Source organism: Chryseobacterium arachidis, from assembly GCF_900129245.1.
Taxonomy (GTDB): Bacteria; Bacteroidota; Bacteroidia; order Flavobacteriales; family Weeksellaceae; genus Chryseobacterium; species Chryseobacterium arachidis.
Genome location: NZ_FQUT01000010.1, coordinates 53,191 through 67,874, shown reverse-complemented (window position 1 = coordinate 67,874; position 14,684 = coordinate 53,191). Strand labels below are relative to the sequence as shown.

Annotated in this window: 20 protein-coding genes; 17 read left to right on the top strand and 3 right to left on the bottom strand. The window is 34.8% G+C overall.

The features are described from left to right. Positions 1-188: 188 nt before the first annotated feature. The 16 genes from BUA89_RS16205 (at position 189) to BUA89_RS16130 (ending at position 11,654) form a co-directional block, all read left to right on the top strand. On the top strand, positions 189-773 hold the full coding sequence (locus tag BUA89_RS16205; RefSeq protein WP_072960552.1) for an HD domain-containing protein: 585 nt from the start codon (positions 189-191) through the stop codon (positions 771-773). A 7-nt stretch (positions 774-780) separates the two neighbouring features. After that, entirely contained in the window at positions 781-1,659 is an 879-nt protein-coding gene (locus tag BUA89_RS16200; RefSeq protein WP_072960549.1) for a YitT family protein, read from the top strand. A gap of 250 nt (positions 1,660-1,909) precedes the next feature. Further along, a complete protein-coding gene (locus BUA89_RS16195; protein ID WP_072960546.1) occupies positions 1,910-3,121 on the top strand; it encodes a DUF763 domain-containing protein in 1,212 nt (403 codons plus the stop codon). 555 nt (positions 3,122-3,676) lie between these two features. Further along, positions 3,677-4,267 carry a Crp/Fnr family transcriptional regulator gene (locus BUA89_RS16190; RefSeq protein WP_072960542.1) on the top strand — a complete coding sequence of 197 codons (591 nt, stop codon included), beginning with the start codon at positions 3,677-3,679 and terminating at the stop codon, positions 4,265-4,267. Positions 4,268-4,344: 77 nt separating this feature from the next. Next, positions 4,345-4,755 carry a VOC family protein gene (locus BUA89_RS16185; protein ID WP_072960540.1) on the top strand — a complete coding sequence of 137 codons (411 nt, stop codon included), beginning with the start codon at positions 4,345-4,347 and terminating at the stop codon, positions 4,753-4,755. 40 nt (positions 4,756-4,795) lie between these two features. Further along, entirely contained in the window at positions 4,796-5,203 is a 408-nt protein-coding gene (locus tag BUA89_RS16180; protein WP_072960537.1) for a VOC family protein, read from the top strand. Between the two features lie 189 nt (positions 5,204-5,392). Beyond that, positions 5,393-5,917, top strand: a complete 525-nt coding sequence (locus tag BUA89_RS16175; RefSeq protein ID WP_072960534.1) for a DinB family protein — start codon at positions 5,393-5,395, stop codon at positions 5,915-5,917. Between the two features lie 2 nt (positions 5,918-5,919). After that, a complete protein-coding gene (locus tag BUA89_RS16170) occupies positions 5,920-6,696 on the top strand; it encodes an alpha/beta fold hydrolase (protein WP_072960531.1) in 777 nt (258 codons plus the stop codon). A 290-nt stretch (positions 6,697-6,986) separates the two neighbouring features. Continuing rightward, positions 6,987-7,418 carry a VOC family protein gene (locus BUA89_RS16165; RefSeq protein ID WP_072960528.1) on the top strand — a complete coding sequence of 144 codons (432 nt, stop codon included), beginning with the start codon at positions 6,987-6,989 and terminating at the stop codon, positions 7,416-7,418. Positions 7,419-7,499: 81 nt separating this feature from the next. After that, positions 7,500-7,913 (top strand): SRPBCC family protein, encoded by a 414-nt coding sequence (locus tag BUA89_RS16160; RefSeq protein ID WP_072960525.1) that lies wholly within the window; start codon positions 7,500-7,502, stop codon positions 7,911-7,913. Positions 7,914-7,944: 31 nt separating this feature from the next. Then, entirely contained in the window at positions 7,945-8,184 is a 240-nt protein-coding gene (locus BUA89_RS16155) for a helix-hairpin-helix domain-containing protein (protein WP_228420584.1), read from the top strand. A gap of 103 nt (positions 8,185-8,287) precedes the next feature. Further along, the gene (locus BUA89_RS16150; RefSeq protein ID WP_072960518.1) at positions 8,288-9,154 is read left to right on the top strand and encodes a VOC family protein; all 867 of its coding nucleotides are present in this window, start codon (positions 8,288-8,290) and stop codon (positions 9,152-9,154) included. 137 nt (positions 9,155-9,291) lie between these two features. Then, positions 9,292-10,125 (top strand): SDR family oxidoreductase, encoded by an 834-nt coding sequence (locus BUA89_RS16145; protein WP_072960515.1) that lies wholly within the window; start codon positions 9,292-9,294, stop codon positions 10,123-10,125. A gap of 36 nt (positions 10,126-10,161) precedes the next feature. After that, positions 10,162-10,590: an SRPBCC family protein gene (locus BUA89_RS16140; protein WP_072960511.1), complete on the top strand. Its 429-nt coding sequence runs from the start codon at positions 10,162-10,164 to the stop codon at positions 10,588-10,590. Positions 10,591-10,617: 27 nt separating this feature from the next. Further along, positions 10,618-11,073: an SRPBCC family protein gene (locus BUA89_RS16135; protein ID WP_072960508.1), complete on the top strand. Its 456-nt coding sequence runs from the start codon at positions 10,618-10,620 to the stop codon at positions 11,071-11,073. A 119-nt stretch (positions 11,074-11,192) separates the two neighbouring features. Then, positions 11,193-11,654 carry a DoxX family protein gene (locus BUA89_RS16130; protein WP_072960505.1) on the top strand — a complete coding sequence of 154 codons (462 nt, stop codon included), beginning with the start codon at positions 11,193-11,195 and terminating at the stop codon, positions 11,652-11,654. Positions 11,655-11,723: 69 nt separating this feature from the next. Here BUA89_RS16130 and BUA89_RS16125 read toward each other — a convergent pair whose 3' ends face one another. From BUA89_RS16125 to BUA89_RS16115, 3 genes are all read right to left on the bottom strand, one after another. Next, positions 11,724-11,996, bottom strand: a complete 273-nt coding sequence (locus tag BUA89_RS16125) for a hypothetical protein (protein ID WP_072960502.1) — start codon at positions 11,994-11,996, stop codon at positions 11,724-11,726. Between the two features lie 84 nt (positions 11,997-12,080). Continuing rightward, positions 12,081-12,422, bottom strand: coding sequence for a hypothetical protein (locus BUA89_RS16120; RefSeq protein WP_072960498.1), 342 nt, complete (start codon positions 12,420-12,422; stop codon positions 12,081-12,083). A gap of 20 nt (positions 12,423-12,442) precedes the next feature. Beyond that, entirely contained in the window at positions 12,443-12,997 is a 555-nt protein-coding gene (locus tag BUA89_RS16115) for an RNA polymerase sigma factor (RefSeq protein ID WP_228420582.1), read from the bottom strand. Positions 12,998-13,552: 555 nt separating this feature from the next. On the opposite strand from BUA89_RS16115, the gene BUA89_RS16110 reads away from it, so the two are divergent. Continuing rightward, positions 13,553-14,203, top strand: a complete 651-nt coding sequence (locus BUA89_RS16110) for a J domain-containing protein (protein ID WP_072960492.1) — start codon at positions 13,553-13,555, stop codon at positions 14,201-14,203. Positions 14,204-14,684: the final 481 nt, after the last annotated feature.

Here is a 14,684-nt window from a genome sequence, read left to right as displayed (position 1 = left end):
TTAATTAAACCACAAAAGTCACAAAGTTTTATTAGAATATTTATTTGTAGTTTGATAAGAGCAAAAAAAGGGGATTATTTTACTTTTGCTTTTTTGAACTTTCAAAGTAATTTTTAAACTTTAAAAATTATTGTATAAGCTTTTGTGACTTTTGTGGTTAAAAACTATAAACACATTCTATTTTAAATATGGAATACGAAAAATTAAAAAAAATCATATTAAACAGGCTTAAAGAAAACCTTCCTGAGCATCTTTCCTATCACAGCGTCATGCATGTGAAAGATGTGATAGATTCTGTCGAAAAAATTGCTAAATCTGAAGGTGTAAATGATGAAGATTTGTTATTGCTGAAAACGGCGGCTTTGTTTCACGACACCGGATTTTTGTACGGTTCAAAAGAACATGAAGCAAAATCATGTGAAATTGCGGAAGAATATCTTTCAGATTACGGTTATTCTCAGGAACAGCTTGAGAAAATCAAAGGAATGATTATGGCGACAAAAATTCCACAAACTCCGCATAATCATCTGGAGCAGATCTTAGCCGATGCCGATTTGGATTATTTGGGGAGAGACGATTTTTTTACTATCGGAAATAAGCTTTTTGAGGAACTTTCCATGTTCGGAATCGTTAATTCTGAGCGTGATTGGAATTTATTACAGGAAAAATTCCTGGAAAGTCATCATTATTTTACCGAAACTGCCATCAAAAGCAGGAAAGACAAAAAACAGGACAACCTGAATATTATTAAAACAAAACTAAAAAACGACTAATCATTTTATGAGCTCACCAACTAAACATGGCCCGCTGTTTACCATTTCAGACATTATTTATCTTGTTTTGGGAGTTATTTCAGCGAGTTTTGCTTTGAAATCTTTTCTGGTTCCCAACCACTTTTTAGATGGTGGAGTTACGGGGATTTCCCTTTTACTTCATGAAGTTTATCATTGGAATTTAGGGATTGTATTATTAGTTTTAAATATTCCTTTTATTGTTTTAGCTTATTTTCAGATCGGGAAACACTTTGCCATCAGAAGTTTTTTAACGATTTTATTAATTATTGTAACCATCTTTTTTGTTCCTTTTCCGGAATTGACTCATGATAAATTATTAGTCGCTATGTTTGGCGGATTTTTCATGGGGATAGGTATCGGACTTTCTATGCGTGGTGGTGGAACTTTCGACGGAATGGAAGTTTTAGCTCTATTAACTTTCAAAAAAAGCAGTTTCAGCATCACGGAGATTATTTTAGGAATGAACATCATCATTTTCATCATTGCCGCAGTTTTCTTAAAAGTAGAAACGGCACTTTATGCAATTATGACGTATCTTGTGGCAAGCCAGATTACCAAATATGTAATTGAAGGAATAGAAGCGTACACCGGAGTAACCATCATTTCAGGAAACAGTGAAGAAATTAAAAAAGCGTTGGTTTTAACCATGAATAAAGGGATTACCGTTTACAGGGGAGAAAGAGGTTTTATGAAAGAATCTTTTGAGCAAAGCCAGGATGCAGATATTATTTTCACGATCGTTACAAGATTGGAAGTAAGAAAACTACAAAATATCGTGCGTTCGATCGATCCTAAAGCTTTCATTTTCACGCAAACCGTAAGAGAACCTCAGGGCGGAATTGTAAAGGAAATTGTAAAGCATTAAAATAGACTTCTGAATTTTTACTGCAAAAGATTCAAAAGAGATAATTGAAAAAAACAGAAATCAAAAGTCTACAAAATGTAAAAACACTTATTGCTTTGTAAACTTTTGAACAGCATTAAAAGCAATAAAATCTTTTGAATCTTTTGCGGTAAAAAATAAAATATGCGTAAAGCCTTATGATTTTAATTCGTAAGGCTTTAATTTTGTACAACCAACAACCAACAACCAACAACCAACAACCAACAACCAAATGAAACGCTCCGGAACTGCAACATTACCCCTTCACTACGGCAAAGTACCGCCTTGGCTGTATGAACGAATGTCGATTCTTGGTTTATCCATTGTTGAAGTAATCCTTGCAGATTATGGAAAAAATGAGGTTTTGAAAAGATTGGCAGACCCGTTTTGGTTTCAAAGTTTTGGGGCAGTGATGGGAATGGATTGGCATTCTTCGGGAATTACCACTTCTGTAATGGGTGCGTTAAAACGCAGCATCAATCCGGTTTCTAAAGAGCTCGGACTTTATATTTGCGGCGGAAAAGGGCGGTTCTCCAAGGAAACTCCGAATGAATTATTACTTATTGCTGATAAAACAGGATTAGATGGAAATGATTTGGTTCGGGCAAGCAAATTGTCTGCAAAGGTTGATAATACTGCGATTCAGGATGGTTATCAACTGTATTTGCATAATTTTATTTTGTCTGATGAAGGAAGTTGGTCTGTGGTGCAGCAGGGAATGAACGATTTCGACGGAACAGCGCGTCGATATCATTGGCATTCCGAAAACATGGAATCTTTTGTCGATGCTCCGCATAAAGGGATTCAGGGAATCAACCGTGGAAATATTCTGAATTTAACAGCCACTGAAGCTCAGGAAAACAGAAAAGGAATTCTCGAAATTTCACATACCAATTCAGAAAAAATCATGCAGGATTTTGCGAATCTTATTTTGCCCAATCATCATGATGTTCGTGCTTCAGATGTAGATTTGAAAAAACTCGGAACATTGTTGTATATGACGAGAGAAAATCAGCCTGAAAACTTCGAAGAATTATTATTGTTAAAAGGTGTTGGTCCGCGAACATTACAAAGTCTGGCTCTGGTAAGTGAAGTGATTCACGGGGCGCCTTCAAGATTTCGAGATCCGGCGAGATTTTCGTTTGCCCATGGTGGAAAAGATGGTCATCCTTTCCCAGTCCCGATAAATGTATATGATGAAACGATTTCTATTCTGCAGAAAGGAATTGAAAAATCCAAACTTGGAAATTCAGATAAGCTACAATCCATCAATAAGCTTCACACGGTAATTTCTGAAGCCGAAAAAAACTTTACACCCGATTTCGACATCAATGAGGTGATGAAAGAAGAACGGCAAAACTCATGGCGTTTTGGTGGTAAAACCGTTTTCGGTGATGCTGAAAAACCAGCGCCTTCAAAGCCAATTCAGCTTTCTTTGTTTTAAATATTTTAGTATTCGACTCGTCAATTCGAGTGTTTTTTCGTAACAAAGTGGAGAAAAAATGTATCGAGAACCGGTGAATGATAAAAAAATAAGTCCTAAGCTCAATAGCTTCTCGATACGATTTTTTTCAAAAAATCTACTCGAAGTGACGAAAATAAATTAAAATATACAACGGATATGTTTTGATTAAAATATGCCTGTTTGCCTACACTCAGATTTCTGTTTTAATTAAATAAGGTTGTTTGTCTTCTCCTGGAAAACTGTTTTATTTAAAACATACCTGTTTACCTTCACACAGAAGTCTGTTTTTATTAAAACAAGCATTCTTGTACTTTCACAGAAATCTTTTTAGGTTAAAACATAGGTGTTTGTATTAAAACAGAAAACTTTTAAAGCTCAATGATACCTGTTTGCATTAAAACAGAAAATCAAATAGCATCAAACCGATGTATTCTTTCATAGATTGATTTGTTGGATAAAAATCTTTTGTGATAAAATAAATCACAGAATCCCAATAAAAATTCTATTTTTAAGTTCAATTAAAACAGAACCAAAATGAGCAATAAAGCCTTAGAAATATGCTACGATTTTCCTTTTTTCTTGGATGATGAACTTCAGGAAGTGTTTCAGGCACATGAAAAAGTGTTTTTTCACAAAGGCGATCTCATTTTGGAGGAAGGAAAAACGGCCAATGAATATTATATTTTGGAGAAAGGTTTGGCTCGTTCTTTTGTCAATGATTTTAACGGGAATGAAGTCACGACTAATTTTTTCGTTGAAAATGAAATCATCATTGAAGTTTCTTCAATTTTTCAGAGAATTCCTACTCAGGAAAATATTGTCTGCATTACCGATTGCGAATGTTGGAAATTTGATTTTGAAACCTTTCAGGAATTATTTCATAAGATCCCAAATCTTAGAGAATGGGGAAGAGCCTGGATGTCTCAGCAGCTTTTTGTTTACAAACAACGTTCTGTGGAAATGTTTACGCTTTCTGCTACGAAACGTTATCTCAATCTTTTAGAGCAGAAACCTCATGTCATACAGTTTGCCCCGTTGAAGCAGATCGCTTCGTATCTTGGTGTTACAGACACTTCTTTAAGCCGAATCCGTAAAGAATTGGTTTCGCATCCCAAGAAAAATTAAATCTTGTCTTATGGCAAGTAGATTTCCGCTGCGACTTGGTAATTTTGGTTAAAAGTTTAACACTAAAAAATTACAAAATGGAAATCACCCAGATTTATGTCAACCTTCCTATAAAAGATGTTCAGAAAACTAGAGAATTCTGGACAAAGCTCGGATTTTCAATCAACGAACAGTTTTCAGACGAGAAAGCGATCTGTGTTATTATGAAAGAAAATCATATTTACGCTATGTTTTTAAAGGAAGAATTCTTTAAAACGTTTACAGACAGACCTGTTGCCAAAGGCGAAACGACGCAGACCCTTCTTGCTATTGGAGTAAACAGCCGTGAAGAAGTTGAACATATGGTGAAAACTGCAACTGAAAACGGAGGCTCTACTTATAGTGAACCGCAAGATCATGGATGGATGTATCAAAGAGCTTTTTCAGATTTGAACGGCCATCAGTGGGAAGTGATGTTTGCTGATATGTCTAAACTTCCGACAGAATAAAATTTCAAAGATTAAAACAAAGCTTTAAAAAATTACAAAAATGAAAATCAATCAAATCTATGTAAATCTACCGGTAAAAGATGTTGAGAAAACAAGAAAATTCTGGACAAAAATAGGATTTTCAATCAACGAACAGATTACCGATGAAAAAGCCGTTTGTGTGATGATGAACGACAATATTCAGATCATGTTTTTGCAGGAAGAATATTTCCAGACATTTTCTGAAAGACCGGTTCCAAAAGGTGATACCACGCAGGTTTTAGTTGCCATCGGTTTAGACAGTCGCGAAGAAGTTGATCAGGTTGTAAATGCTGCAGTTGCCAATGGAGCTTATCAGCATGAAGAAGCTCAGGATCACGGTTGGATGTATCAAAATTCTTTCTGGGACATCAACGGACACGGCTGGAATGTGATATTTGCAGATCCTTCTCAACTGCCGACAGAATAGTTTAAACATTAATGATACAAACATTTTCCACAAATTTCATAGTCTTTTTCAAATAAAAAGATCTGTGTAATCAGCAAAATCTGCGAGAAACACTAAATATAAAAATTACAATATTTTTCACAAATAAATGCAGTCATCTGTGAAAATCCGTGAAATCTGTTGGAAATTAAAAAGTTAAAAACAATACAAATGGATACACCAAAATCAAAAAAACTAGACATCATCATCCCTGCTTTTCGAGGTCACAGCCAAAATTTTCTAATGGTTCTTGACGGAGTTTCAGAAGAAGATGCATTGAAAAGAATCGAAGGCAGAACCAATCATATCATCTGGATGGTCGGAAACTTCCTGGACATGCGTTATGCAATGGCAAATGTTCTCGGGATGGAAGAAGAATTTGAATTCAAAGACCATTTTTTTCAGGGGAAAGCGTTGGATGAAAACCTGGTTTATCCGACTTTAGAGCAATTGAAAGAAAGTTTTCATAAAATTTCGCCATTGGTTTATCAGAAATTATTGGAAATAAACGATGAAGATTTAGATAAAGCTTTTCCGATGGGAATGAACATCGATTTCTTCCCTGAAACGGTTCTGAATTTTGTCGGAATGTGCATCGGTCGTGAAGATTATCTGTGCGGGCAAATCGGTTTGATGCGCAGAATTCTGAACTATGAAGGTATGAAATACGATTTCGATAAAGATTTAAAATACTAAAAATGAATCCGGTTGAAAAAGGTCATAAGCGGGTCAACGGAATTAAGATGTATTATGAAATCTACGGTTCCGGAAAACCTTTGGTACTGATTCATGGTGGTGGCGGTTCGATTTTATTTGATTATAAAGAAGTGATCTCAAGACTGGAAAATAAATTTCAGCTTATTGGAATTGATCTTCAAAATCATGGAATGTCGGAGCATCGCAGTATTCCAGAAACTTTTGAACAGGACGCTAAAGATGTTGCCGAACTTCTGAAAGAAATCAATATAGAAAAAGCTTCGTTCTGGGGCTTTAGCAATGGCGGAAATACGGTAATGCAAATTGCTCATCTTTTTCCTGAAATGGTTGAAAAATTGATTGTTGCATCTGCTTTTTACAAAAGAAACGGAATGATGGATGGCTTTTTCGAAAGTATGATGAACGCAACTTTAGATTCAATGCCTGAGCCGCTTAAAATTAATTTTTTAAACTTGAATCCTGATTTTTCAGCGCTGGAAAATATGTTTGATAAAGACAGCAAGAGAATGCAGACTTTCGAAGACTGGAGTAAAGATATTTTAAAAAGCATAAAAGCTTCGACCTTATTTATTTCAGGTGACAAAGATGTAATGAAACCTGAGCATGTTGTAGAAATGTGGCGTTTAGTGAAAAATTCTCAATTAATGATTCTCCCTGCAACACACGGTTCTTACATGATGGTCGATTCTGGGGGAAATGTTGATGAAATACTGATTGATTTTACAGTAAGTGTAGTTGAAAAGTTCTTGAATAATTAGTCTAAACAAAATTTAAATATTATTTATTAATAGATTCTTCACTACACTGCGCTTCGTTCTGAATGACAATCTATATAAATAACATACTTCGTTGTCTTTGCTAAGTGAAACGCCTTTGCGAACGAAAAATATTTTCAAACATTTAAAAAAAGACCTTTGCGGACTTTGCGTTAAAATTAAAACATTAATCACACAAATATCCACGAATATTTTAATTGTGTTATTAGTGAAAATCATTAGTATAATTCGTGCTTGAACAAACAAAAAATATTAATTAAAAAACAAAAATCATGGCTAAATTAAATCCTTACTTAAATTTTGATGGGAAAGCAGAAGAAGCTTTCAACTTTTACAAATCTGTTTTCGGTGGAGAATTTGTAGGCGAAATCCATAAAATGGGAAATGCTCCCGGAACTGAAAATCTATCCGACGAGGAAAAAAACAGAGTAATGCACATTGCGCTTCCCATTGGCGGAGATTTGCTGATGGCATCAGATATTGTTCCGAGTTTCGGGCAGAATCTTACGGTAGGAAACAACAATTACGTTTCTATTTTCCCTGAATCTAAAGACGAAGCCGACAGGCTTTTCAAAGGGCTTTCTGAGGGAGGAAATATCGAAATGCCGATTGAAGACCAGTTCTGGGGCGATTATTTCGGAAGTTTTCAGGACAAGTACGGTGTTCACTGGATGGTAAACTATAACGAAGAATATACAAAATAGTCTTATCTTTAAACTAAATTATATTAAAAAAGGGTAGCTGTTTGGGTTGCCCTTTTTATCTCAACCACAAAATTATATACTATGGAACCTATTAAAATTGATATTACGATTTTAAAACCTGTTCAGAAGGTATGGGATTATTACAACGATCCAAAACACATTACAAAATGGAACTTTGCTCACGAAACATGGCAATGCCCAAGTTCAGAAAACGATTTGCATGTCGGCGGAAAATTTAAAAACAGAATGGAAGCGAAAGACGGAAGTTTTGGGTTTGATTTTGAAGGAACTTACGATGAGGTGATTCCTAATAAAAGAATCAAATACCATCTGGAAGACGGCAGAAATGTTGAAGTTGATTTTCATGAAATCGATACTGCCACAACGAAAGTAGACATTGTTTTTGATCCTGAAAAACAAAATTCAGTGGAAATGCAGCGAGACGGATGGTATGCTATTCTGAATAATTTTCATAAGTACGTAGAAAACCACTAATAATCTTTTCATCATGATCAATTTGGTAATAATGGCAAAATGTTTAAGTTCCATTTGCGCTGTAAGTCATGTTGTCAAAGGGAACTTTTTAAAGGGGGTTATTGCAACGCCCGCAAGAAGAGCACTGGAAAAAGAGAAAATAGATTCGCTGGAAAAGTTATCAGATTATTCTGAGAAAGAAATCATGCAGCTGCATGGCTTTGGTAAAAATACGATGCAGAAACTTAAGGTTTACATGAATCAGAATCATGTTTCTTTTAAAAATAATTAATAATTAAAACACACCATTTGTCATTCTGACGAAGGAAAAAGCTGTTTAATTTTAAACGAAAGATTGCTTCACCTCGTTTACAATGATAATTAAATTTAAAATTATGAACAACGATATTTTCCCCTGCCTTTGGTACGATGGGGAAGCAAAAGAATCTGCAGAATTCTACTGCAACGTATTTAACGGGAAAATTACGGCAGACACGCCTGTTGTGATGAATATTGAAATTTTCGGTCAGAAGTTAATGCTGTTAAACGGCGGACCTCAATTCAAAAAAAATGCTTCGGTTTCTTTTATGGTGATTTGTGAAACGGAAGATGAGGTTCAGAAATATTGGAATGAGCTTTCTGACGGAGGAATGGTATTAATGGATCTGAATGCTTATTCTTGGAGCAAAAAATATGGCTGGGTTCAGGATAAATATGGCGTGAGCTGGCAGATTTTCTTAGGTGAAAAACAGGGTGAACAAAAAATTATTCCGACTTTAATGTTCATCCATGAAAATAACGGAAAAGCAATGGAAGCAATGGAATTGTACACGAAAACTTTTCCGAATTCTAAAATCGGAAATATTTTAAGATACGGAGACGGAAGTGAAGGCCATCCCAACCCGGAGCCAGCTCGAAATATTCAACATGCTCATTTTGAAATTGATGGCTATAGTTTTTTCTGTATGGATAATTCTTACGATCATCAGTTTGATTTTAATGAAGGAATTTCAATGGTTGTGATGACCGATAATCAGGAACAAACCGATACATATTGGAATAATTTGACTTCGGATGGCGGAAGAGAAAGTATGTGCGGCTGGCTGAAAGATAAATATGGTTTTAGCTGGCAAATTGTTCCAAAAAAGCTGATTCAATTGGTGAGTGATCCGGATCAGGAAAAAGCTCAGAAAGTGGTTATGGCAATGATGAAAATGCAGAAAATTGTTATTAAAGATTTAGAAGAAGCTTACAATTCTTAAAGTTTAAGCCGGAAGCTTGATGATGGAGGCTGGAAGTAATATTAAGTCTGAAAATAACTTCCCACATCCAGCTTCCATCATCCAACCTTTTCCTCTTCGGCTTGCTGTTTGATACATTTCCTTTAAAAGATTTGCTTATGAAGACACAGAACAAGTCACAGTCTAAATCGAAAGTCCCGAAAGAGGGACTGTATCCTGAAATTATTCGTAAAAATTATCTGGGAAGTCAGAAATTATTGAACAAAAAAGCTGTTATCACAGGTGGTGACAGTGGAATTGGACAAGCTGTTGCCGTGCATTTTGCGAGAGAAGGGGCAGATGTTGTAATTATTTATAAAGAGAGCGATGAAGATGCCAAAGAAACTAAGCAATTAGTTGAAAAAGAAGGTCGAAAATGTATTTTAATTAAAGGAGATTTAACCAAAAAAGCTTTCAGAACGAGATGTGCCGAAAAGATCAAAAAAGATTGGGAAAATCTTAATATTTTGGTTAATAATGCAGGAATTCATACTTCCGAAGATACGCTCGAAAATATTTCTGATCAACAGATTCAGGAAACTTTTACCACAAATATTATTTCAATGATTTCTTTTACCCGAGAATTTCTTCCGATGATGAATGAAGGATCCAGAATTATCTGTACTACATCTGTTACGGCTTACCGCGGAAGCGATCATTTGATCGATTATGCAGCCACAAAAGGTGCAATTTTATCATTTATCCGTTCACTTTCCGCTAATCTGGCAGAAAAGAGAATTCTGGTGAATGGTGTTGCTCCCGGACCGATCTGGACACCACTGGTGAAGGAAACATTTGAGGATATCTCGACTTTTGGTAAAGATACTCCGCTGAAAAGGGCAGGGCAACCGTCGGAAGTTGCTCCGGCTTATGTTTTCCTGGCTTCGGAAGATGCAAATTACATAACTGGAGAAGTCATTCATATCAATGGCGGAGATTTTGTAGGAGGATAGGTATAAATCATATAACAGCTAGTTTATACAAATTCTATGGAAAAATTACATTTTAATATTCAGATTAATGCAGAACCTGAAAAAGTTTGGAGTGTTCTTTGGGACGACTTTTCTTTCAGACAATGGACCTCCGCTTTTACTGAAGGATCTTTTTATCAGGGAGTTTTGGTGGAAAATGGTATCATAAAATTTCTGGATTCTCAGAATAATGGGATGTTCAGTGAAATTGTTAAATTAATATCCAATCAGGAAATAACATTTTTACATCTCGGAGAAATTTACAATGGAGTGGAAGTTCCACAGGATTGGGGAGAAGCGACAGAAAAATACATTCTCACCGAGCATGAAAATACAACCCGTTTAGACGTTGAAATTCAGACTTCTGAGGAGTTTAAAGCGTTTTTTGAGGAAAAATTTCCTAACGCTTTAGCTAATGTAAAGCATCTTTCAGAGAATCAACTTTAATAGGATTAAACCAATAAATAATATAATATGGAAACTTTATCTTACGAAAAAATCATAGATGCTCCGAAACAAAAAGTCTGGGATGCACTCTGGAATGAAAAAACATATAGTCAATGGACAAAATTTTTCAATCCGGTTTCTGATTCTTTTATGAAAACAGATTGGAAGGTAGGTGGGAAAACATATTTTACTAATGCGGAAGGTGAAGGAATGGTTTCTACAATCGACAGTATTGAAGAGCCGAATCAGATCATTTTTAAACATTTAGGAATGATTGATAAAGATGGAAACGAAGATACCGAAAGTATGGAGGTGAAACAGTGGAGCGGATGTTATGAGAAATATATTTTAATTGATTTTGATGGAAAAACCAAACTTCATGCTGAGGTTCAGACTGAAAAAGATTGGCAGGATCACATGAATACAGGCTTTACAAAAGGGCTGGAAATTGTGAAAGATCTTGCGGAAAATAATGAATATTAATCAAATAACTTATTTTAACTGATTGTAAAGATTTGCATAGATGTTTGCGCTGTATTTATTATAGAATATGCATAATTATCTGTGCAAATCTTTTAATTTGTGGGAGAAAAAAATTAAGCATGAAACTATTAACCATTCTTTTTGCCACCTTTCTTCTGGCTTTAATAGGAACGAGAATTTTTCAGGAAAGTTGGGATTTTCTATTTTCCGGGAACTTGGGGATGGCTGTTTTCATCATATTTACAGGCTTCGCTCATTTCAAATTTCAGAAAGGAATGACGATGATGATTCCTGATATTATTCCTGCCAAAATGTTTTGGGTTTATTTTACGGGAATTATTGAAATTGCTGCCGGGATCGGACTGATGATTCCTGCAATCCGTGAAACTACAGCAATTTTATTAATTATTTTCCTGATCCTGGTTTTCCTGGCCAATATTAATTCCTCAAAGAAAAAAGTAAATCTTTTTAAAGCAGATTATTCAGGTCCGGGAATGGGATATTTGTATAAAGAAAGAATTCCGATGCAGATTATTTTGATTGTCTGGACCTGGTACTTTGGAATTTATTTAAACGGATAAAAAAGGTTCAGGCGGAAAGCAAAGCTTTCCGCCTGAACCCAACAATTTCAATTTAGTTACTTTCTATTATTATGCTTCTGCAACATTTTCTTTTCTTTCAAAACCTTTGTGGTGGCATTTTGAAGCGAATTCTTTCTTGAATTTTCCTTTCAGCTCCTGATATTCCTCTTCATTCATTTCTCTGATTTTATCTGCCAATCCGAAAGGAGATCTTTCTTTGATTCCGTATTCCTCGAAAATACCTTTTACAAATCTTTTTCTTTGGATGGCTTTTTTAGCGATGATGGCAACTCCGGCAACGGCTAATGCTCCCAAAGCACCTTTTAATACTGAATTTCTCATTTTTTCAAAATTTTAAATTTTACTACTTTGTTTTTTATATAGACGAATGCACTATAATTTACTTTACTACTTCTAAAATTTTAATTATTCGTTTGTTCTTTTGTTTCTGTTGAAAAAGCTTCCTTCACATCTGTTTTTCCAGACTTCTTTGAATTTTTCTCTTTCTTCCGGAGATAGATTCATCATCTTTTCTCTCATTTTTCTTTCTTTAAAATCTTTCATCCCTTTTCCGAAATGGAAACCTCCGAAAAGAATTTTACAAAGGATTAAAATTCCCATCGCCTGCCAATATGTTACCGACTTTACCCCTAAAATATCTGGAAGAAGGCAGTTCCAAAGGGACATGACGATCCATGTAACTCCCAGAAAAATTAATGGCGGACATAGAATTAAAAAAATCCAACCTTTTTTACCTTTATGATTCATACTATTTTCTTTCTAATTTTCTAACTGTTTAAATCTTCATATAATCTTCTCAATCGGTTTCTTAAATGCTTTACGGCATAGTTTTTCCGACTGATGATTGTTTTGATGTTTTCGCCCTGTTCATCGGCAATTTCCTGGAGGGTTTTGTCGTTGAGTTCGTTTTCTACGTAGACCAATCTTTGTTTTTCCGGCAACTCTTCCAACGCTTCGAAGAGTTTTTTCCAGATCTCATCCTGAAACATTTTGACTTCCGGTCCTGCACTTTCGTCCATCAGCAAAATATCTTTGATTGAAAAATCTCCGTCTTCATCTTCATAGACGAAATCTTCTAAATTTTCTGTTTTCTTTTTTCGGTATTTATCTGTGATCTTGTTTGCAGTCACTCTGTACAGCCAACCGCCAACGTTCACAATCTCAGAAAGATTGGTAATACTGCTGAACTGATACCACACCTCCTGCAGAATATCCTCCGCATCCTCCGTATTTTTCACTTTCGGGCGAATGTACGACATCAGCTTTCCTCCGTACTTTGAAACGGTTTGCGAGATGATATTTTCCTTCTCCTTCTGTGGCATTGTTATTTTTTCGACAACCTCCATATTGCTATGACGATTGATCTTTTTGTTTTACTTTAATAAATTTAAAATATTTTTTGCAAATTCCAATTTTTCTTTTATTCATCGGATTTTAATGCATTCAAAAAATTACTCATTACCCATTATTTATTGCTAATGATAAGGAGCTTTATCCAGCTTTCCGCACTCGCTATTTTTTTGATTTCGGCGCGGTAGCTTCGCTGCCGCGCCGAAATCAAAAAAATGAGCTTAAACAATGCTGCAATCTGGGCTAGGGTAGTAGTCATTTTTTTCAATATACACGCAAGCCATTTGAACTGAATAAATTAAACTATCACCCTTTGCTGAGTCAAGCGCCTTTGCCTCAATTATATGATTAATTTATTTGAATCGGCGAAACTTCGTTTTGCGAACGAAAAATACCCCAAAATATTTCAAGAAAAATCTTCGAACTTTATGGTAAGAAAAAAGAGTTTCAATAATAAATATCAATAATAAAAGAGATCGTTTCGCTTTGCTTACAATGACAAAAAATCCTTATTTTTGCACAGTTCAATGAAAGATTACTATTATTTTCTCGGGATTTCTCATGATGCTTCAGAAGAAGACATCAAAAAAGCTTATAGAAAATTATCTTTAAAATATCATCCAGATAAAAATCCGGACGATGATTTCTTTTCCGACCGTTTCCGTGAAATCCAGGAAGCTTATGAAACGTTGAGCGATAAAAGCAGGAGATATTCTTATGATCAGAATTTAGAAAATCATCAGAAAAGTTTCAGATACAATATTCCGCCTTCCATTAAAACATTTACGGCGAACAAAATTCATGTAAAAAAAGGGGAGGAAATCATTATCAATTGGCAGACGCAAAATGCCGACGTAGTGAAGGTTTTGCCTTTTGGATTGGAAAAGCCTTATGGAGAAAGAGTTTTTAAAATAACAGAATTTAAGGACGGAAAATTCCAGATTTTGCTTCATGCCACCAATTCGTTATTGCATAAAACAGTAGTTCAGGGAATTACAATTACTGAAGTCTTTGAAAATACTACAGAAAAATTCAAAGATAAAACAGAAGACTTATTCAAGTCGCAGCCGAGAACAGCTGCCAACCCGCATGGTCAGCCAAAAATTATGAAAATTATGGCCGGTGTTGTATTGCTGATTTTAGCAATCTATTTTTTAATAAAGAGCTTCAGCCATTAAGCCATCTTTTTTCTTCCCGGACAAGACTTGCATCTTTTTCCTTTTTTGAATTTTTTGCAGCAAGATTTCTTGGTGCCACAGTATATTTCTTCAGTATTTGCAGAAAAAGCGGGAGCCAAAGCCGGAACTTTGAAAGGGACAATCATATTCATGCTGCAAATATATTAATTTAGAATAAATATAGATAATAAAAAGTCATAAATTTTATTCGCTTGGTAATTAATCATTTAAAGATTGTTTTTGAAGATTATTTTTATTTAACTCTTAAAATATTTACAAAATCTCTCTTTAGCTTTTCATAGAAAATATAAATCGTAGATTTTACGAATTTTCCAAAATTAAGCCATGAATATATTTTATTTAAAAAGTGAATTTTAACTATTTTTATACTTAAAATGACAATAAAAACCTATTAATTTTGAATAAGATAGAATGCTTTTAGTGATTTATTTGTGATTTTAATTTAGTTGTACAATTTTCC

Bases quoted from the DNA above. Each gene is read 5' to 3' on its own strand.
- BUA89_RS16205 (WP_072960552.1), top strand. From the start codon at position 189: ATGGAATACGAAAAATTAAAAAAAATCATATTAAACAGGCTTAAAGAA.
- BUA89_RS16200 (WP_072960549.1), top strand. From the start codon at position 781: ATGAGCTCACCAACTAAACATGGCCCGCTGTTTACCATTTCAGACATT.
- BUA89_RS16195 (WP_072960546.1), top strand. From the start codon at position 1,910: ATGAAACGCTCCGGAACTGCAACATTACCCCTTCACTACGGCAAAGTA.
- BUA89_RS16190 (WP_072960542.1), top strand. From the start codon at position 3,677: ATGAGCAATAAAGCCTTAGAAATATGCTACGATTTTCCTTTTTTCTTG.
- BUA89_RS16185 (WP_072960540.1), top strand. From the start codon at position 4,345: ATGGAAATCACCCAGATTTATGTCAACCTTCCTATAAAAGATGTTCAG.
- BUA89_RS16180 (WP_072960537.1), top strand. From the start codon at position 4,796: ATGAAAATCAATCAAATCTATGTAAATCTACCGGTAAAAGATGTTGAG.
- BUA89_RS16175 (WP_072960534.1), top strand. From the start codon at position 5,393: ATGGATACACCAAAATCAAAAAAACTAGACATCATCATCCCTGCTTTT.
- BUA89_RS16170 (WP_072960531.1), top strand. From the start codon at position 5,920: ATGAATCCGGTTGAAAAAGGTCATAAGCGGGTCAACGGAATTAAGATG.
- BUA89_RS16165 (WP_072960528.1), top strand. From the start codon at position 6,987: ATGGCTAAATTAAATCCTTACTTAAATTTTGATGGGAAAGCAGAAGAA.
- BUA89_RS16160 (WP_072960525.1), top strand. From the start codon at position 7,500: ATGGAACCTATTAAAATTGATATTACGATTTTAAAACCTGTTCAGAAG.
- BUA89_RS16155 (WP_228420584.1), top strand. From the start codon at position 7,945: ATGGCAAAATGTTTAAGTTCCATTTGCGCTGTAAGTCATGTTGTCAAA.
- BUA89_RS16150 (WP_072960518.1), top strand. From the start codon at position 8,288: ATGAACAACGATATTTTCCCCTGCCTTTGGTACGATGGGGAAGCAAAA.
- BUA89_RS16145 (WP_072960515.1), top strand. From the start codon at position 9,292: ATGAAGACACAGAACAAGTCACAGTCTAAATCGAAAGTCCCGAAAGAG.
- BUA89_RS16140 (WP_072960511.1), top strand. From the start codon at position 10,162: ATGGAAAAATTACATTTTAATATTCAGATTAATGCAGAACCTGAAAAA.
- BUA89_RS16135 (WP_072960508.1), top strand. From the start codon at position 10,618: ATGGAAACTTTATCTTACGAAAAAATCATAGATGCTCCGAAACAAAAA.
- BUA89_RS16130 (WP_072960505.1), top strand. From the start codon at position 11,193: ATGAAACTATTAACCATTCTTTTTGCCACCTTTCTTCTGGCTTTAATA.
- BUA89_RS16125 (WP_072960502.1), bottom strand. From the start codon at position 11,996: ATGAGAAATTCAGTATTAAAAGGTGCTTTGGGAGCATTAGCCGTTGCC.
- BUA89_RS16120 (WP_072960498.1), bottom strand. From the start codon at position 12,422: ATGAATCATAAAGGTAAAAAAGGTTGGATTTTTTTAATTCTATGTCCG.
- BUA89_RS16115 (WP_228420582.1), bottom strand. From the start codon at position 12,997: ATGCCACAGAAGGAGAAGGAAAATATCATCTCGCAAACCGTTTCAAAG.
- BUA89_RS16110 (WP_072960492.1), top strand. From the start codon at position 13,553: ATGAAAGATTACTATTATTTTCTCGGGATTTCTCATGATGCTTCAGAA.